Here is a 16,656-nt window from a genome sequence, read left to right on the forward strand (position 1 = left end):
GACCCAAAAAGAGGCACGGCCGAACACCTGGATAGTTGTTGTTGTTTTAGTCGCCTTCACGGTCGGCGAATGTTCCTGGACCGATCTTATTCTTCACGCGGCAAGCTTGAGAAGAACGCTCCAGGTGATCAGGCTCGGCTTTTCCGATCACCTTCCGAGCCGTTCACAACCTGTCCCCAGCCTACCGAAAAATCAGGGCCCGAAGCCGTTTGCGCGCGTTCAGAAATAATGAACCTGATCGGCCAAACCGATCTGTGCGCACCTGGAGCCATCAGATAAGCTGGCGGGTATTCAATGGTTCAAATGCTCAACCCGAGGCCGTCCTTCATGACACTCACCCATCTTCGTGCGTTCTGTGCCGTGGTCGAAAAAGGCAGTTTCCGCTCTGCCGCGCGCCAGTTGGACGTGGCGCAAAGCACCCTGACCCAATCGATCCAGACCCTCGAAAAAGAACTCGGCGTGGTTTTGCTGCAACGCTCGAACCAAGGCATCAACCTGACGTCGGCTGGCGAAGTGTTCCTGGTGCGCGCCCGTTCCATCACCCTCGATTGCGAACGCGCGCTGCTCGACCTGCAACCCTGGAAAGGCGAGCCCGAAGGCCATATCGACCTGGGCGTGACCTCCGAGCCCCTGGCCGAGCTGCTGGTGCCGGTGCTGAGCAACTTCACCCAACGCTTCCCGCGCATCCAGGTGCACGTGGCCAGCGGCACCACCAAGGGCCTGGTCGAAAAGGTCCGCGATGGTCGCCTGGATTTCGTGCTGTGCCCGCTGGCACCGAATGTCACCGATATCGACCTGTCCATCGACCGTCTCTACAGCTCCAGCGCCGGCATTATCGCGCGCAAGGGCCATCCGTTGGGCCAGGCCAGATCGGTGCGGGAACTGGTGGACTGCCAATGGATCAGCGTGCGCTCCACCGGTGTCATCGGTGGCGCGGAAAACCGCCTGGTCCAGCTGTTCCGCACCCAGGGCCTGGCGCCGCCGAAGATCGCGATTACCACCGACTCGCTGCTGGAAACCCTGCACATCGTCTCGGAAACCGACTACCTGACCATCGAACCGCGCATGCTGCCGGGGATGAAGCTGTTTTCCAGCGCACTCACCACCATCGCCATCGAAGAACCCCTGGCGCCCCGTGATGTGTGCCTGATCAGCCGCCGTTCAGCGCCCCTCACCGGGGTCAGCCAGGAACTCACCAGCATGCTGATTTCCTATTCCCGGCTGGTACACCGCAGCCGTTGATCGCCACCCTTGCCGAGCCTTTTCATGCCCCTGACTTCCTACGATGGTCTGCCCCGCGCCAGCGCCAGCAGCCTTGGCATTGACCCCGACCGTTTGATCGCGTTTCTGGACGAGGTCAAGGCCGCCGGCCTCGACCTGCACGGCTTCATGCTGCACCGCCACGGCCACGTGGTTGCCGAAGGCTGGACCTGGCCGGTAGATCCCAATGAGCCACGCGTGCTGCACTCCATGGCCAAGAGCTTTACCGGCTGCGCCATCGGCCTGGCCATCCAAGAAGGCTTGCTCAATCTCGATGATCGGCTGGTGCGTTTCTTCCCCGATGAAGTCCCCGCGAACGCCGACCCGCGCCTGGCCGACATGACTGTCGAACACCTGCTGACCATGCGCACCGGGCACGCCAGCAACACCTCCGGCTCGGTGTGGCGCAGCATCAGCACCAGTTGGATCGCCGAGTTCTTCAAGATCCCCCTGGCCTACGCGCCGGGCACCGAATACGTGTACACCAGCGCGGCCAGCTACATGCTCTCGGCGCTGATCAACCGCGTCGCCGGCCAAACCCTGCACGACTACCTCAAGCCACGCCTGTTCATCCCCTTGGATATTCACAATGAAACCTGGGACATCGGCCCGGACGGCGTGAACCCCGGCGGCAACGGCCTCACCGCCCCCGTGTCGGCGGCGCTGAAACTGGCGGTATTGCACGCCCAGAACGGTGTCTGGGACGGCCGGCAGGTATTGCCGGCGGCGTGGGTCCAGGCCGCTACCCAACCCCAGGGTGGCCCCGACAGCCGCTACGGCTACCACTGGATGATGAAACCGCGCCCAGCCTTCAGTGCGCTGGGGGTGTTCGTGCAGATGGCCGCGGTGTACCGCGAACACAACGCAACCTTGGTGCTGGTAGGTGGGATGAAAAACTCGGCAGAGATCGTGCCGTTTATCGAGCGTTATTTTCCCGCAGCCTTCAGCGAGGATTGCAGCGTGAAGCCCGAAGCCGATGCACGGCTGGAGAAACGGCTGGCGAGCATGGCTGAGCAGCCTCTATTGGTTTCAGACTGCCCAGCGCCCGAGGATTCGATGCGCGTATTTGCCATGGCCGAAAACGGGCTTGGCGTGCGCCAACTGTCGTTCGCGTTTACAGGCAATGTACTCACCTTCGAACTGACCGACAGCCAGGCCACCCATCGCTTGCAGATCGGCATCGACCACTGGCTCACAGGCCTCACCAGCATGCCGGGCCGTGCGTTGCACCACGGTTACGAATTCAACCACGCACAGATTGTGGCCGGTGCCCGCTGGCTGGATCAAAAGACGCTGGAGATGACCTGGATCTATCCGCAGACCGCATTCAGGGATCGGGTGAAATGTGTGTTTGAAGGCAACAGCGTGAGCCTCGCCCGCACGGTGAACGTCAACAGCGCAGAGCGAGAGCAGGAAGTGCTGGTAGGCAAACGCCTGTAAGTCAACCCGCTCACCACATAGAACCGTTAGAACCTGGCTGGGCGTAACACCCAGGTGCCGGCATCGCCGGCAAGCCAGCTTCTACAGGTTGACCGTGGTCGCCATGCGAGCCCTTGGGTTACTTTGGGCTGGGCCGGCATTCCGGCTCTTTTCCAAAGTGACCCGCTGTAAAAGCGCAACCCATGGCAACCGCGACCGCAGCAACGGATATGGACTCAAGACCGAGGCTTCTTCCCCCGCTCCTGCCCGCGCAGGTACAACGCCTCCACCAGTTTCTGCCGTTCATCCTGCGGCAAGGTCCCGGCAAACTGCGCCAGGGTGCCATCCACCAACGCCCTTAGCGCTGCATCCGCCTCGCGCGCCTTCGCCAACTCGGCCACCAACACTTCATGGTCCAGCGTGGGTGCCTCCAGCTGCTTGATCACCCCCATGCGCGCCTCACGTCCGGCCATGATCAACGGCTGGCTGTCGGCACTGTTGCGTCGCAGCAACTGGCGCAGTTCCCTGCGCCGCTCAGGTGGCAGCTTGATCATGGCCTGGCGCAGGCCGTGCTGGTTGACCAGCACTTGCGCCGGTTTGGCGCTGGCCATCCAGTGGTAAAGGCCACCGCCGACCCCGCCGATCAAGAACACATTGAGCAACACCGAAACGAACAACCACGGTTTAAGGGATCTGACGGTCATTGCTCGGTTTCCTCAGCGTTGACGGTGAAGACGACTTCGGCGTCGCCCTGGTCGAAGACGCTGGGCAGCACTTCGGATGACAACATGGGCAACGGCACGCTCATGGACGCCACCAGCATCCCGGTGACGATGCCGGCAATGCCCACACCGACCAGGCCGGCGGGCGATAACCAGCTGGCGTAGCGTGACCAGAATGAGCGTGGCGCGGATTGACGTATCTGCCGCACCAGCGCCGGGTCGGCCAACGCGAGTTGATGGCTGTCCAACTGATGGTCGAGCCAGCGCGCCTGCTGCAGGGCGTCGCGCGCATGCAGATTGCCGCTGTCGAGCAACGCCTGGGCGGCGCGCTGTTCGGTGTCGGGCCAGCGCTGCAGGTCCGCCCCGTACACGTCGGCCAGATAAGCAAAGCGTTCGGGTGTCATGATTTTCCCCTTCCTGGGCGGGCAAGCCCGGGTGTGTCGGCAAGTTGACTGCGCAACTGGCGTCGGGCCCGCGACAGCAGGCTCTCCAGTGCCTCGACGCTGATATTCATCAGGGCCGCGGCGTCGATATTCGACAGCTCCTGGTAGTACTGCAGCACGATGGCTTCGCGCTGGCGTTCGGGCAAGGCCGCCAACGCGGCGGCCATGCGGGCACTGCGGTCCAGGGTTTCCAGCTGTTCATCCGGTGGCGGCGCACTGTCCGCCAATTCCGCCGTGTCCTCCTCGCTCAGCGGGCGCTCCTTGCGCCGGCGCAGGCGGTCGTGACACAGGTTGAGCGCGACCCGGTGCAACCAGGTGTCGAAACGCGCCTCGCCACTGCGCCAGTTGGCCGCCTGGCGCCAGATACGCAGGAAGCTTTCCTGGGCCACGTCCTTGGCCTCATCGGCATCGCCCAGGATCCGACTGGCGAGCGCCAGCAAACGCGGGAGCTTGCGCGTCACCATTTCGTTGACGGCGGCAGGTTCGTTATTGCCGATACGCGCCAGCAGTTCAACGTCCGGATCAGTGTCTTTCAATCGGGTAGTTCTCGGGGCCAAGGGTCAAGTTTCAGCGGATCCAATGCCCTTCGCGCCAGTACCAGTTCGGACCATGGGCTTCCCAGTGGCCGGGCTCCCAACGCGCATTGCGCATCACCGGCTGCCAGTGACCCGGCACCCAACCGTAGCCGCGCCCTTCCCAGCGCCAGTGGCCTCGGTCCCAGGCGTAGCCGGGGCGCTGGGCGGGAATCACTTCCACACGCTGCGGCGGGGGTGCCTGCTGGATGATGATTTCGGTCTGGGCAAAAGTCGGGGTGCTCACAAACGCGGCGAGGGCCAGCGGAGCAAGCAAGGCAAAACGCAATTTGGCCAGGGGTCTCATGGCAACTCCTTCATGCAACCGGCGAAAGTGCGGGTTGCTGATGGGTTGAACGGCGGGTGCGCAAAAAATCCGTCGCGGGCCGCGCGGATTTATTTTCGGGCAGTGCTCGCCAGCAGTATTGCGCAGGGGATGAGAGGGCTTGATGAAATATCTGAAAGCTTCGCGACGGATTTACACGGGTGGCCGCGTTGAAGGATTAACGCAGGTAAAACCAAGAGGAAACACCATGTACCGTCGCCTTACCATGCTGGTTGCCGCCCTGCTGATCGTCAGCCTCAGCGGTTGCGTGATCCTGCCGGAGCACCGCCATTGCTGCTGGCGCTACTACGGCGCGCTCGACACGCCCAGCCACACCGTCGACAGCTAACTGACCGCCGCAAAGCCACGGCGGCCGGCCTTGAGCTCGGTGCGCAGTTCGCCGATCAGGTTTGCGATGGAACGGATGCTGTCCAGACCCTCGGGGGACACGCGCGTCAGCAGCAGGTCGACGCGTCCGGACACTGGCTCGAACACGCTGATGCGCAGCGAACCGTCGCTGTTCACCGTGCAATCGCACGCAAGCGGCAGGAAGCCGGAGGCCATGATGCGGTTGAATTCGACGATGGAAATCATGATAAGTCCCCTTCCCTGGGCCTCACCCGGTAGTTGTGATGCAGACAGAGTAGATGAGGTTTTGCAGGGGGTGGGGCTATTCACGCAAAAGTGCCAACCCTGACTCATTTTGCCCCGAAACCGCCGGTTCGCTGGCGTCAGAAAAGCGGTCAACCAGACCTCTCGTCTACTGCCAAAGCCTGGACTTGACTCCAGGCGTGGATCAAAAGACGCTCTTGGCTTTTGGCCATCATCTCGAGCATTCCAGCATGCGCATCGCCCCTCCGAGCCAGCCCGACAGTGACGTGTACAAGACGCTATTGGAGTCGACCAAGGCCATCCCCTGGCGCATCGATTGGCAGACCATGACCTTCAGCTATATCGGCCCGCAGATCGAGGCATTGCTCGGCTGGACCCCGCAAAGCTGGGTCAGCGTCGATGACTGGGTCGAACGCATGCACCCGGATGACCGCGAATACGTGGTGAATTTCTGCGTGTCGCAATCGCGCGCCGGCGTCGACCACGAGGCTGATTACCGCGCACTGACGGCGAATGGCGACTACGTGTGGATTCGGGATGTGGTGCATGTGGTGCGCAAAGAGGGCGAAGTCGAGGCACTGATTGGCTTCATGTTCGATATCAGCGAGCGCAAGAAGACCGAAGAACACCTGGTGCGCCTGCAGAAACAACTCGAGGAATATTCCTATCAGGACGGCCTCACCGGCATCGCCAACCGGCGCATGTTCGACACCGTGCTGGAGCGCGAATGGGCCAGCGCCCAGCGCAGCCAGTTGCCGCTGTCGTTGATCATCCTGGATATCGATTTTTTCAAGCAGTACAACGATCACTACGGGCATATCAAGGGTGACGAATGCCTGCGCCAGGTGGCACGCACACTGTCGCAGGCGGCCAATCGCCCACGGGATTTCATTGCGCGTATCGGCGGTGAAGAGTTTGTGTGGCTGCTGCCGGAAACCGACGCGGCGTCGGCCCGGCAAGTGGCACAACGCTGCCTGCATCTGATCCGCCAGCAGCAGATTGAACACGGCTTTTCGCCCGTCGCCAACCAACTGACCTTGAGCCTGGGTGTCGGTACGCGGATCGTCACACCCGAGAGTGCGATGCTGGGTTTTGTCGAAGACGTCGACAAGTTGCTGTACCAGGCCAAACGTAATGGACGCATGCGCGCAGAGTTTGCCGAGGGTGAAGTTTGACGCCGAGGTCAAATGACAGGCAAAAAAAATCCCAAGTAGCTGATGGAAACTTGGGATTTAAAAATGCATAAACCGTGGGAGGTGAACGCCCGGCAATATTACCGATTGTAAAAAGCCGTAACAAGATTATTTTAATCCTTTCGTCGGATTAAAAGTGTTGTAAGTCATTCAATAACCACACTTTTTTAAAGGGAGTCAGCGGTATCAATGCCACTTTTTGGTGCAACTTCCGCTTATTTATCCACGTATAAGAAAGGGTTATTGATTAATTCGGTGCGCCTCTGCTGATCGACTGTTCGCTCAACTGTTTGCAGCTATCGCGAAGTTCAAGGCTGCCGGACACTGCCACACTGGCAACCCGTTCAACTTGCCGACACAGTGCCAGGCGCTCGGCGGCCTCCTCGCGCTGGCGATCCGCCTTGGCGTTGAGCTGCATGAAATACCCCCCGAGCAGCACCGCCACGCACAGCACCCCGACCGCATAGTAGCGCAGGCTGTTGGACGGCTGCGGCTCAAGGGGCCTCATGGTTCAGTCCACCCTGCTCTTTTCATAACGCACGTCGTCACCCTCGACCCGGCCCACTACCGACCAGCCCAGGCGTTGGTAGAAACCGTTGGCGCGAATGTCGGCACCACCATCGGTGATCAGGAACAGTCGCTGGTGATGCTTGAACAGCGCCGCCTCGGCCACGGCCATCAACTGGCGTCCGAGGCCAAGGCGCTCGTGCGACGGCAAGACGAACATTGCAAACACCTCTCCCTGCGCCAGGTCGACCATGGCAAACGCCACCGGCTGGCCCTCCACCTCGGCAATCCAGGCACAGGGCGCTGCCTGGATAGTGTCGGCCAGCACCTGCGGCGTGATGCCCAGGTCGGCCATCTGCTCGCGGCTCAGGTGGTTCTGCACCACCGAGGTGCGGATGGCAAAAAGCGTGTCGATGTCATCCGTCGTCGCCACGCGGATACGTGTTTGCATACTGGCCTCCCTGATGAAGTGCGCAATTGTATGCAAATAGAAACACACCGATTGTCGTGGATTTGTAAAACGCCTTAACAGGCAGCGGCAAGCCGGCCGCTATGCAGTGGATTGACGCCTGAATTGCCCCGGCGCCATGCCGTGAGCCTTGCGGAAACAGCGGGAAAAGTACGCCTCATCGGTAAACCCACAGCGATGTGCAATCACGCCAATCATCTGCGTGCCGTTGAGCAAGAGCGTGCGCGCCAATTGCATGCGGCGGTCGAGCACCAGTTGCGAGAAAGGCTTGCCGGTTTCCTTGCGCAGCAGGTGGGTCAGGTAGTTGGGCGACAAAAAGGCCGCGGCGGCCGTATCGGTCAGGTTGAGGGTTGGTTCATGCAGGTGCTCGCGGATATGCGCCTGCACCCGCGCCAGGGCATCCTTGCGCCCGCGTCGGGTGGCGTTGTTGGCAGCGAACGCCTGTAACGGCTCGGCGTATTGCTCGCAGACCAGGCCGATCAGCTGGAACAGATAGCCCTTGAGGCGCTCGCGCGCGCCGAAAGTGCGATGGGCATCCAGGTCGCGCATATGCGCCAGCCAGGTTTTGACCTGCTCGAACGTGGCATCGTCGAGGATGAAGTCGAGCTGTTCCTGGAAGCGAAACGGCGACAGTTCCGGCGCCTGGCCGATGGGGATGTCTTCCAGGTCCAGCGGATCGCACGTCAACTGCGGCAGGAAAAACGCCTGGCTGAAGTTGATCAACAAGAACTCGCCATCCTCGGGATGCGGGATCACATGCAGCCGATGCGGCAGGATGAATGCCAGGGTATTACGCGGGAACGGCCGCACCGCGCCGCCGATATGCTGCACGGTGTCGCCGCCAAGGTTGATCTGGATCTGGAAATACTCATGGCGATGAGGACTGGTCAGCGCCGCCCTGCCGCGTTTGTCGCGGATGTAGAAGTCGGGGCGGTCGCTGCGCTGCTCCATGCCGTAAGTGGTGACGCGGGTGCCTGGCATAACGGTCTCTCGGATGGCCTGGGCACCACTGTAGCCTCAACCCTGGCCGAGGGTGAAACGCAACTCGCCGACGCCGTCGATGCCGGCGCTGAGCACATCACCGCGCTGCACCGCGCCGACACCGGCGGGCGTGCCGGTGAAGATCAGGTCGCCGGGCTTGAGGGCTGCGGATTTGGAGGCGTGGCTGATCACTTCGCTGACGTTCCAGATCAAGTCCGCCAAGTCGCCGACCTGACGGAGCTGACCATTGACCTTGAGCCAGATTTTGCCGCTGGACGGATGCCCGACGGCGCTCACCGGTTGCAACGCGGTGGTCGGTGCGGATTCGTCAAAAGCCTTGGCCCACTCCCACGGACGCGAGAGCTTTTTCGCCTCGGCCTGCAGGTCGCGGCGCGTCAGGTCGATGCCGACGCCATACCCCCAGACGTGGGACAAGGCGTCTTCAGGATTGATGTCCACCCCACCCTTGCCGATCGCCACCACCAGTTCGACTTCGTGATGCAGGTCGGCGGTCAGCGGCGGATAGGCGATCACGCCCTCGGCCGGCACCACCGCGTCTGCGGGTTTCATGAAGAAAAAAGGCGGTTCGCGGTCCGGATCGTGCCCCATTTCGCGGGCGTGTTCGCTGTAGTTGCGGCCGACGCAAAAGACCCGGCGCAAGGGGAAGCGCGCGTCGCTGCCCTTGACTGCCAACGAGGGGGTTTGCGCGGGGGTGAAGACATACTCGGTCATGGTCTGTGCCTCTTGGTTTGCCTGGCACCAGTATGGCGAGGGTGCCCGCGACGAAGTTGGACAGGCTTACGCAGATTTTGCACTGGGCGGTGTTTGCTCCTGCGGCGCACTGCCCGGCATCATTATTCGAGCCTGCGCAGTTCATGCACTTCAAGCTGTGCTGGCGCGCCGCTGAATACCTGTCCCAGGCGAACCGATGGTTTATCGCCACGGCGAACGTATTTTTCCAGGAAGATGCCGGCTCACCGCAGTCTTTTTAAACCGCCGGAGGTTATTTGCGCGCCACTTTATAGCGCAGGCAATCCTGGTAGAAACTCTGGCGAATCGCCTCGGGCTTGAGCCGTGAACGGCTGTCATAGGTCTGTTCGGTGATGCCCATGGCCATCATGCGCATCCACGATTTGCTGAACTTGATGGTCTGGATCTTCTGCCGCGCGGCGTACAGCGACACGCCCGACAGCTTGAGTTCCTGGGCCCTGGCGGCGGTGCCGGCGCCCCAACTGCACATGTACTTGTCACCCTCGCGCAGCTCCCGTGCCTGCACGGCAGCCGCGCCGCCGGCCAATGAGCAGGCGATCAGCATGATTCCAACAGTGCGCATTTGCTTCCTCACCTAACCACCTGAAAATAAAAGTGATTTTGGCGAGGATTTGCCTACAGGGGGGCCATTAAATTGCCTTCTTGCGCAATGTTTCAGGCCGCCGCTGCCGGCGTGGTGCGAAAGGTGACGCCAAGGCGGTTAAAGGCGTTCATCAGGGCGATGCCGTAAGTCAGGTCAGCCAGTTCCTTGGCATTGAATTCGGCGGCGGCGGCAGCGTAGTCCGCGTCCGACACATCACTGCGGGTAACGGCTTCAGCGAAGGCCAGTGCGATGCGTTCACGCGCGGTAAACACGTCGCGGGCATCGTGCCACACCGGCACCAGTACCAGTTTATCCACGGCCAGGCCTTGCTTGAGCAAGTCCCGCGAGTGCATGTCGATGCAGAACGCGCAGCCGTTGATCTGCGAAACGCGCAGGTACACCAGGTCGATCAGCGCCTTGGGCAGGCCGCTGTTCTACAGGTAGACGTAGACGCCGCCGAAAGCCTTGTAACCTTCCGGGGATGCTTGGGTGTAATCGAGGCGAGTGGTCATGGTAAATCCTGTTGCGGTTGAGTGAAGGGGCCATCTTGCGGCGCCATGGCTCACCTCTGAAGAGCCAAGAATGGCGCTGATGCATAGACCATGATGGCCTGGTCATTTAATGCATTTATGGCACTTGGGAATGGGTCATGGCCCCGGTAGAGTGAGATCAGCCACGACCTGGAGCCAGGCCCCATGTACACCCTGCCCCCGCCGGATCTCACCGACGCCGAACCGATCTACCGCCAGCTTTACTGGCGTTTTCGCAGTGCCATTGCCGAAGGGCTGCTCAAGCCGGGCGAGCGCGTACCGGCGGCGCGGGCCCTGGCCAAGGAGCTGGGGCTGGCGCGCGGCACCATCGACAGCACCTACTCATTGCTCACCGCCGAGGGCTACCTGGAGTCGCGCGGCCAGGCCGGAACGGTGGTGGCCCAGGGTATCGAGGCCGCCCTGCCCACGCGCGTGGTGGCCGCGCCCTACCACGCGGTGCGCCGTCAGCAGCCGGTGCTGCCCTTCCAGATGGGCCTGCCCGCGCTGGATGCCTTCCCGCGCAAGATCTGGTCGAAAATCGCCGCCCGCTGCGTGCGTGCCACGCAACTGGCCGACATGGCCAACCCGCCGGTCCAGGGCCTGCCCGCGCTGCGGACCGCCATCGCCAGCTATTTGCAGGTGGCCCGGGGTATCCACTGCACGCCGGAGCAGGTGTTTGTCACCGCGGGCTATCGCAACACCTTGAGCCTGATCACCCACGCATTGCTCAAGCCCGGCGACCGGGTGCTGGTGGAAGACCCGGGCTACCCGCCGACACGCTCCCTGCTCGAGTACCTGCACATCAACACCGTGCCGCTCCCGGTAGACGCCGATGGCCTGTGCGTGCGCCAGGCCGGCGACGCCCGTGCGGTGATCGTCACCCCCGCCCACCAGAGCCCGCTGTGCGTGTCGCTGTCGCTGCCGCGTCGCCTGGAGTTGCTGGAATGGGCCACGCGCCAGCAGGCGTGGATCATCGAAGACGATTATGACGGCGAATACCGTTATGTCAGCCGCCCGCTGCCTGCCCTCAAGAGCCTGGACCGCGAGGGTCGCGTGCTGTACGCCGGCACGTTCAGCAAAGTGCTGTTCCCCGGCATTCGCCTGGCCTACCTGGTGGTGCCCTCCTCCCAGGTTGCGCACTTTGCGCAGGTGAGCCAGAGCTTTCTCGGCCATTGCCCGGAACTGACCCAGGCGATCGTCGCCAGCTTTATCGCCGAGGGGCATTTCGCCCGCCATATCCAGCGCATGCGCAAGCTCTATGGCGAACGCCGCGACGCCACCGCCAACGGCCTGCGCAAGGTGTTGGGCGAGCATATTGGCATCGATGCGCAGCCGGGAGGGATGCACCTGGTCCTGCGGCTCAAGGCCCCGCAATCGGACCGTTTGCTGGTGAAGAAGCTGGCCGACGCCGGCATTTTTGCCGAGGCCTTGAGCGAATGGAGCATGGTGCAGCAAAACGGCCCCGGCCTGCTGCTGGGCTTTGCCAATATCGACTCCCAGTCCAGCGCCGAGGCCTTGGGTCAACGTCTCCTCGAATGCCTTACGGGCTAGCGTTCACGCGCGCCCTGACAAGCCTTGGCGATGCTGCTCGCGTACATTTTCGCCAAGACCTTTGTTCAGATCACCACTGGTAGGTCGCGCTTGCCTGCACCGTGCGCTGCGAGCCATACCAGCACCACGAGTACGAGTAGCAGGAGGCGACGTACTCTTTGTCCGCCAGGTTAGTGGCGTTGAGCGCCAGGCGCAGGTTGTCCTTGAGGTTGGCGATATTCGGGATGTCGTAGTGCACCGCGGCGTCGAACAGCGTGTAGCCCGGCACCTTCAGGGTGTTGGCGGTATCGCCCCAGGACGAACCGACATAGCGCGCGCCGGCGCCGACGCCGAAGCCCTTGAGGTGGCCGTCGTGGAAGGTGTAGTCGGCCCACGCCGAAGCGGTGTGGCGCGGTACCGCGTAGGTGGTGGTGCCTTCGGCGTCGATGGCAGGGCCTACGCCGATGTCGCTGATCGGTGCATAGCGCACGGTGCTGTTGGACTTGCTGATGCGGTTATCCAGGTAGGCATAGGCCGCGGTGATATCCAGGTTGTCGTTGAGGCTGGCCTTGCCTTCGAGTTCAAAGCCTCGCGACTGCACTTCGCCGTCCTGGCTCTGGCAGCGACCGGAACCACACAGGTGGGTCGGATCCGGGTCGGTCGTGAGTACATTGGTCTGGCGCAGGTCGAAAATCGCCGCGGTGATAAAGCTGTTGCTGCCCGGCGGCTGGTACTTGATGCCGATTTCGTATTGCTTGCCTTCCGTCGGCTTGAACACCGAACCGCCATACCCGGTTCCCGACTGCGGGTTGAATGACTCCGCATAGCTGGCATACGGCGCCAGGCCATTGTCGAACAGGTAGACCAGGCCGACACGGCCGGTAAACGCCTTGCTGTCCAGGGAAGACTTGGTCTTGGCACCGGTGCTCAGGGTCTGCGTGCTGTTGTCGGTGCTTGCCCAGTCATAGCGACCACCCAGCAGCAGCACCCACTTGTCCCACTTCATCTGCTCTTGCAGATACACGCCGGTCTGTTCACTGCGCGAGGTGCCATCCGTGGTGTACGCCGGTACCGGGACGGCCGCGCCGTAGACCGGATCGAAAATGTCGAGGGTCGGCCCGGCGGTGTAAACGCCCGAACCGGACTTGGTGTCGGTGCTGGTGTTCTGGTAATCGAGGCCCATCAACAGCGTGTGCTGCAACGGCCCGGTGTCAAACTTGGCCTGCAGCTGGTTGTCGAGGGTGTAGGCATCCATGTCGACGTCACTGGCGATGGTCGAGCGCCGGATGGTGCGGTAGTCCGTCAACAGGTAGTTGCTGTAAAGGCTGCGGTACTGGCCTTCGGTGCGCAGGTAACGCGCGTTCTGGCGCACGGTCCACACATCGTTGAAGTGATGTTCGAACGCATAACCGAGGGAGTAGTATTCGCGGTCGCTTTTTTCGAAATTCTTCTCGCCGTCGTAGAAGTCCACATCGATCTTGCGCCCGGTGGGGCTATGCAGCACCGAGCCCCACGCCGGGACCGAACCGTAGGACGCGCCCTTGGGATCCTTCTGGAAATGCCCGAGCAGGGTCAGCGAGGTGTCCTCATCCGGGCGCCAGGTGAATGCGCTGGACAGCGACTGGCGGCGAGTCTCGGTGTGTTCGACCTGGCCGTCCGCATCATCGAAAAGGCCGGCGACGCGGTAGGAATACACGCCTTGATCATCGATCGGACCGCTCAGGTCGAAGGTAGTGCGTTTCTTGTTGAACGTGCCGTATTCAACGCCGACTTCGTGAAACGGCGTGTCCAGCGGGCGCTTGCTGACCATGTTGACCACCCCGCTCGGCGTGCCCTGCCCGTACAGCACCGAGGCCGGGCCGCGCAGCACTTCGACGCGCTCCAGGTCGAACGCGTCTTTTTGTGGCAAGGCGTCACGGCTCGATGGCATCCGCAAGCCGTCCAGGTAGGTGGCCGGGGCAAAGCCACGAATGGTCAGTTGGTCCAGGCGCGACGCGGTGGCGCCACGGGTTTCCGGGATCACGGCGGCGCTGTAGCGCAGGATCTGGTTGAGGCTCTCGGCATTCTGCGCGCGCATCTGGTCTTTGGTGACAATCGAGATCGACTGTGGGGTTTCGATCACCGCAGTATCGGTCTTGGTCCCCGACAAACTGCGCGTCGCGACATAACCGGAGACCTGCCCGGTGGGGCTTTCGCTCTGGTACGCGCCGCTGATGGTGGTGGCCTGCAACTCCATGGCGCCGCCGCTCTGCGCGATGGCCTCCAGGCGGTAGCGATCGGCGGAGAGCTTCAGGGCCTGCAGGCCGCTGCCGGTGAGCAACTGGGTCAGCGCCACGTCGATATCGTATTGCCCGCTCAGGCCGTTGCTGTGCTTACCCCGCGTCAGGCTTGCGTCGAATGCCAGCACCAGGCCCGCCTGCTCGGCCAGGCTGTTGAGAGCCTGGCTCAAGTCGCCAGCCGGAATCTGGAAGCCACGCACCGCGCGGCTTTCTTCGGCGAAGGAGGTCGGGACGGTCAGCAACGGCACGGCGGCAAAGGCTATCGCCACTGAAAGGGCCAGTGGATGCAAAGGACGAGCGAGGCGCGACATGGGAAATCCTGTGTAGGAGAGGTTCTATAAACCATGACGGCCATGTCCGGAAATCGGGTAGTAATGAGAGAAGTTTTTATTTGAGATTCATTCTGCCAGCGCAGCTGCAATCAGCTGCGGCGCTTTTTTGTGTGGCTTCGGGGAGTGTTTTTTTGAGGCTTTTTCCCTCGATGGGTGGGCCTTTTCTGATTTTTTGAACCGCTCGTCCAGCGGTTTGTCCTGCGCAGAATCCGACGCCTTGCCCTTTACCGAGACGTCACGGAAGCTATCAAGTACGGGTGCAAGGCGATGGTTCTGCGCAACAGCTGGACGCTACGTTTTCGCGCCCTACGCAGAGCCAAGGAACATTACGATTTCAGGATAAGAATGAAATACTGGAATGAACTAGAGAGAAATATAGTCTTCGAGAAGTTATTCATCAAACCTGTAGAGATTGGAAAAATCGTATTATTTTCTTTGCAGATAGACAATGATAGACCGTCATTAGGATTCGCCATCCCTGACTTCCCAGACACATTACCGACTAAATAGGAGGGCAAAGGCTATCACACTTGCAGAATGGGGATTGATTGCCATGGCATTCGCGACTTGAAAATAAAAATCTACCCATTCGAGAAGTGTTTTTCTTGAACATCACACCCAATGAGGATCAGCTTTACTTTCAAGCAATTAACAAAAATGCATCAATTGAATTCAAGGCCAAATACATATCGCCTTGCGACCCAAATATTTATATAAACGGAGCTGATGATTATTTTTTGAGTTCAAAAATACATGATGGCTTCCTATGCCCCATAGCCAGCCTCCATTCGCCCCCTCACCCAGTTCCACTTTTGATTAAACCACTCCGCGTAAGCCGCTCTAGCATTGGCATTAATCAATGATTTACTTAGAAACAAAGATTGATGAAGCTTTAGAGAAGCCATGGATCAAAAACAGAAAACTTAATACCGATGAGTTGAAGGTATTAATAATATCTCTTTGCGAAACTTTTTACGCCGCTGGGTGCGATTTTCCCGACCGGTCGAAAACTCCCGACAACTTGAACGTATTCTATCTGAAACAACGGGATATCCATTTAGGATGACGGACATAAGTTTGTCGTTCTTGATTTACATGGACGACCATGACTGCGCCAGTTGGGCTTAGGCTAACGAAGCCAAGTTCACCCCCACGCCACCACCAACAACCCTACCCCCAACACCAGACACAACGGCGAATAAAAATACGTATCCAGTCGGGCAAACCTCGACCCGCCGACTTTCTTGAAGAACCCCACCAACTCCGAATCCCCAATCGCCCTGGCAAACATCACCACGGCAATCGCGCTGATTCCCCATTGCAACGCCCCATGGGACACCGCCGAGAAGTACAAGCCCGCTCGCAGGCACACCAACAGCGCGATCGCCACCAGCCCCATCGCTACCAGAAAGGTCCCCAGCGCCGAGGGTTTGAACGCCGGGCGTGGGCCGCTGGCGAATTCACCGGGTAGTTGGGGGATGGCGGCGAGACTGCCGAGTTTGCCGCCGGCGGCCCAGTACAGGTGCACCATGCTGATACAGGTGAATACGCCGACGATCCATCGTGCGATGACAAAGCTCATGACGGTTCTCCCTGAAAAGATGCGAGACAGGATAGTCGCCCTGAGATTTTTTGCAGGCATTTCGTCGGCGGCTGATGGTAAAGTGCCGCCCCATGAAAATCGCCCGTGCCGACCGCTCGCTCATTGCCTGGATGCTTTATTGCTGCGTCCTGTTCAATGTGTTCGCCTGCAGTATTGGTCATGGGCAGATGGTCGGGATGCAACTCAACGGCATCGGCGGGCAGTTCTGTACCGTCGACCCGCGTACCCAGGCACCCAAGCCGTCCAACTCCGCCGATGAGCAACTGCCGACGCTGTCCAAGGCGTTTGGTTGCCCGTTGTGCTCGACCGGCGGCATGGGCCCGGCGCTCAATTCCAGCCTGAATGTGGCGGTGTTGCCGCAACCCCATGCGCCACCACCGGCGATCGTTGCTGCCGCTGACATCCCTGCCCGTTTCACCTGGCCCACGGCCCATCCGCGTGCGCCACCCGCCCTCGCCTGATCCTTCGCGTTCCGATCTGCACTGACCACCGTTTCCGCAAGGAAGGACGGGCGGCCGTGCGTTG

At 61.0% G+C, this 16,656-nt stretch carries 18 protein-coding genes and 2 pseudogenes; 7 read left to right on the forward strand and 13 right to left on the reverse strand.

What is annotated here, in order from left to right; all coding sequences use genetic code 11:
* Window positions 1-327 precede the first annotated feature (327 nt).
* Together C9990_RS18310 and C9990_RS18315 are read left to right on the forward strand one after the other, a co-directional pair.
* Window positions 328-1,242 (forward strand): LysR substrate-binding domain-containing protein, encoded by a 915-nt coding sequence (locus tag C9990_RS18310; RefSeq protein WP_065906350.1) that lies wholly within the window; start codon window positions 328-330, stop codon window positions 1,240-1,242.
* Between the two features lie 24 nt (window positions 1,243-1,266).
* Window positions 1,267-2,700, forward strand: a complete 1,434-nt coding sequence (locus C9990_RS18315) for a serine hydrolase (RefSeq protein ID WP_106804205.1) — start codon at window positions 1,267-1,269, stop codon at window positions 2,698-2,700.
* Window positions 2,701-2,915: 215 nt separating this feature from the next.
* On the opposite strand, the gene C9990_RS18320 is transcribed toward C9990_RS18315, so the two are convergent.
* Genes C9990_RS18320 through C9990_RS18335 form a run of 4 tightly spaced genes read right to left on the reverse strand, consistent with a single transcriptional unit; the run spans window position 2,916 to window position 4,723 of the window.
* On the reverse strand, window positions 2,916-3,383 hold the full coding sequence (locus tag C9990_RS18320; RefSeq protein WP_106804206.1) for a periplasmic heavy metal sensor: 468 nt from the start codon (window positions 3,381-3,383) through the stop codon (window positions 2,916-2,918).
* Window positions 3,380-3,805: a hypothetical protein gene (locus C9990_RS18325; RefSeq protein WP_106804207.1), complete on the reverse strand. Its 426-nt coding sequence runs from the start codon at window positions 3,803-3,805 to the stop codon at window positions 3,380-3,382. Before C9990_RS18325 ends, C9990_RS18320 begins: the two co-directional genes overlap by 4 nt.
* On the reverse strand, window positions 3,802-4,380 hold the full coding sequence (locus C9990_RS18330; protein WP_106804208.1) for an RNA polymerase sigma factor: 579 nt from the start codon (window positions 4,378-4,380) through the stop codon (window positions 3,802-3,804). The genes C9990_RS18325 and C9990_RS18330 overlap by 4 nt, the downstream gene beginning before the upstream one ends.
* Window positions 4,381-4,411: 31 nt before the next feature.
* Window positions 4,412-4,723, reverse strand: coding sequence for a YXWGXW repeat-containing protein (locus tag C9990_RS18335; protein ID WP_106804209.1), 312 nt, complete (start codon window positions 4,721-4,723; stop codon window positions 4,412-4,414).
* 226 nt (window positions 4,724-4,949) lie between these two features.
* Between C9990_RS18335 and C9990_RS32500 the strand changes: the two genes are divergently transcribed.
* Entirely contained in the window at window positions 4,950-5,090 is a 141-nt protein-coding gene (locus tag C9990_RS32500; RefSeq protein WP_162946075.1) for a hypothetical protein, read from the forward strand.
* Here the strand turns inward: C9990_RS32500 and C9990_RS18340 are convergent.
* Complete coding sequence (locus C9990_RS18340) at window positions 5,087-5,335, reverse strand: DUF1652 domain-containing protein (RefSeq protein WP_065906338.1); 249 nt, start codon at window positions 5,333-5,335, stop codon at window positions 5,087-5,089. The two genes, C9990_RS32500 and C9990_RS18340, sit on opposite strands and share 4 nt — an antisense overlap.
* 248 nt (window positions 5,336-5,583) lie before the next feature.
* Here C9990_RS18340 and C9990_RS18345 point away from each other — a divergent pair, with 248 nt between their 5' ends.
* The gene (locus C9990_RS18345; protein ID WP_106805684.1) at window positions 5,584-6,528 is read left to right on the forward strand and encodes a diguanylate cyclase; all 945 of its coding nucleotides are present in this window, start codon (window positions 5,584-5,586) and stop codon (window positions 6,526-6,528) included.
* 265 nt (window positions 6,529-6,793) lie between these two features.
* Here the strand turns inward: C9990_RS18345 and C9990_RS18350 are convergent, their stop codons facing one another.
* From C9990_RS18350 to C9990_RS18365, 4 genes are all read right to left on the reverse strand, one after another.
* A complete protein-coding gene (locus tag C9990_RS18350) occupies window positions 6,794-7,054 on the reverse strand; it encodes a hypothetical protein (protein WP_065906336.1) in 261 nt (86 codons plus the stop codon).
* 3 nt (window positions 7,055-7,057) lie between these two features.
* Entirely contained in the window at window positions 7,058-7,504 is a 447-nt protein-coding gene (locus C9990_RS18355; protein WP_106804210.1) for a GNAT family N-acetyltransferase, read from the reverse strand.
* A gap of 99 nt (window positions 7,505-7,603) precedes the next feature.
* Window positions 7,604-8,503: an AraC family transcriptional regulator gene (locus C9990_RS18360; protein WP_106804211.1), complete on the reverse strand. Its 900-nt coding sequence runs from the start codon at window positions 8,501-8,503 to the stop codon at window positions 7,604-7,606.
* A gap of 36 nt (window positions 8,504-8,539) precedes the next feature.
* Window positions 8,540-9,235: a fumarylacetoacetate hydrolase family protein gene (locus C9990_RS18365; protein ID WP_106804212.1), complete on the reverse strand. Its 696-nt coding sequence runs from the start codon at window positions 9,233-9,235 to the stop codon at window positions 8,540-8,542.
* Between the two features lie 125 nt (window positions 9,236-9,360).
* Between C9990_RS18365 and C9990_RS33110 the strand changes: the two are divergent.
* Window positions 9,361-9,495: pseudogene (locus C9990_RS33110) on the forward strand (LysR family transcriptional regulator); the annotation flags it as partial.
* An 11-nt stretch (window positions 9,496-9,506) separates the two neighbouring features.
* Here C9990_RS33110 and C9990_RS18375 read toward each other — a convergent pair.
* On the reverse strand, window positions 9,507-9,836 hold the full coding sequence (locus tag C9990_RS18375; protein ID WP_065906328.1) for a hypothetical protein: 330 nt from the start codon (window positions 9,834-9,836) through the stop codon (window positions 9,507-9,509).
* A 92-nt stretch (window positions 9,837-9,928) separates the two neighbouring features.
* Window positions 9,929-10,369 (reverse strand): annotated as a pseudogene (locus C9990_RS18380) (carboxymuconolactone decarboxylase family protein).
* 183 nt (window positions 10,370-10,552) lie between these two features.
* Between C9990_RS18380 and C9990_RS18385 the strand changes: the two are divergent.
* A complete protein-coding gene (locus tag C9990_RS18385) occupies window positions 10,553-11,938 on the forward strand; it encodes a PLP-dependent aminotransferase family protein (protein ID WP_106804213.1) in 1,386 nt (461 codons plus the stop codon).
* Between the two features lie 70 nt (window positions 11,939-12,008).
* Here C9990_RS18385 and C9990_RS18390 read toward each other — a convergent pair whose 3' ends face one another.
* Together C9990_RS18390 and C9990_RS18400 are read right to left on the reverse strand one after the other, a co-directional pair.
* Entirely contained in the window at window positions 12,009-14,507 is a 2,499-nt protein-coding gene (locus C9990_RS18390) for a TonB-dependent siderophore receptor (RefSeq protein ID WP_106804214.1), read from the reverse strand.
* Window positions 14,508-15,672: 1,165 nt separating this feature from the next.
* Window positions 15,673-16,110 (reverse strand): DUF3995 domain-containing protein, encoded by a 438-nt coding sequence (locus C9990_RS18400; RefSeq protein ID WP_065906320.1) that lies wholly within the window; start codon window positions 16,108-16,110, stop codon window positions 15,673-15,675.
* 92 nt (window positions 16,111-16,202) lie between these two features.
* Here C9990_RS18400 and C9990_RS18405 point away from each other — a divergent pair, with 92 nt between their 5' ends.
* Window positions 16,203-16,592, forward strand: a complete 390-nt coding sequence (locus C9990_RS18405) for a DUF2946 domain-containing protein (RefSeq protein ID WP_065906318.1) — start codon at window positions 16,203-16,205, stop codon at window positions 16,590-16,592.
* Window positions 16,593-16,656: the final 64 nt, after the last annotated feature.

It is taken from the genome of Pseudomonas sp. S5D5, assembly GCF_003013355.1.
Taxonomy (GTDB): domain Bacteria; phylum Pseudomonadota; class Gammaproteobacteria; order Pseudomonadales; family Pseudomonadaceae; genus Aquipseudomonas; species Aquipseudomonas aylmerensis.

Bases quoted from the DNA above. Each gene is read 5' to 3' on its own strand.
- C9990_RS18345 (WP_106805684.1), top strand. From the start codon at position 5,584: ATGCGCATCGCCCCTCCGAGCCAGCCCGACAGTGACGTGTACAAGACG.
- C9990_RS18350 (WP_065906336.1), bottom strand. From the start codon at position 7,054: ATGAGGCCCCTTGAGCCGCAGCCGTCCAACAGCCTGCGCTACTATGCG.
- C9990_RS18340 (WP_065906338.1), bottom strand. From the start codon at position 5,335: ATGATTTCCATCGTCGAATTCAACCGCATCATGGCCTCCGGCTTCCTG.
- C9990_RS18385 (WP_106804213.1), top strand. From the start codon at position 10,553: ATGTACACCCTGCCCCCGCCGGATCTCACCGACGCCGAACCGATCTAC.
- C9990_RS18375 (WP_065906328.1), bottom strand. From the start codon at position 9,836: ATGCGCACTGTTGGAATCATGCTGATCGCCTGCTCATTGGCCGGCGGC.
- C9990_RS18310 (WP_065906350.1), top strand. From the start codon at position 328: ATGACACTCACCCATCTTCGTGCGTTCTGTGCCGTGGTCGAAAAAGGC.
- C9990_RS18365 (WP_106804212.1), bottom strand. From the start codon at position 9,235: ATGACCGAGTATGTCTTCACCCCCGCGCAAACCCCCTCGTTGGCAGTC.
- C9990_RS18320 (WP_106804206.1), bottom strand. From the start codon at position 3,383: ATGACCGTCAGATCCCTTAAACCGTGGTTGTTCGTTTCGGTGTTGCTC.
- C9990_RS18355 (WP_106804210.1), bottom strand. From the start codon at position 7,504: ATGCAAACACGTATCCGCGTGGCGACGACGGATGACATCGACACGCTT.
- C9990_RS18315 (WP_106804205.1), top strand. From the start codon at position 1,267: ATGCCCCTGACTTCCTACGATGGTCTGCCCCGCGCCAGCGCCAGCAGC.
- C9990_RS32500 (WP_162946075.1), top strand. From the start codon at position 4,950: ATGTACCGTCGCCTTACCATGCTGGTTGCCGCCCTGCTGATCGTCAGC.
- C9990_RS18325 (WP_106804207.1), bottom strand. From the start codon at position 3,805: ATGACACCCGAACGCTTTGCTTATCTGGCCGACGTGTACGGGGCGGAC.
- C9990_RS18400 (WP_065906320.1), bottom strand. From the start codon at position 16,110: ATGAGCTTTGTCATCGCACGATGGATCGTCGGCGTATTCACCTGTATC.
- C9990_RS18335 (WP_106804209.1), bottom strand. From the start codon at position 4,723: ATGAGACCCCTGGCCAAATTGCGTTTTGCCTTGCTTGCTCCGCTGGCC.
- C9990_RS18360 (WP_106804211.1), bottom strand. From the start codon at position 8,503: ATGCCAGGCACCCGCGTCACCACTTACGGCATGGAGCAGCGCAGCGAC.
- C9990_RS18405 (WP_065906318.1), top strand. From the start codon at position 16,203: ATGAAAATCGCCCGTGCCGACCGCTCGCTCATTGCCTGGATGCTTTAT.
- C9990_RS18390 (WP_106804214.1), bottom strand. From the start codon at position 14,507: ATGTCGCGCCTCGCTCGTCCTTTGCATCCACTGGCCCTTTCAGTGGCG.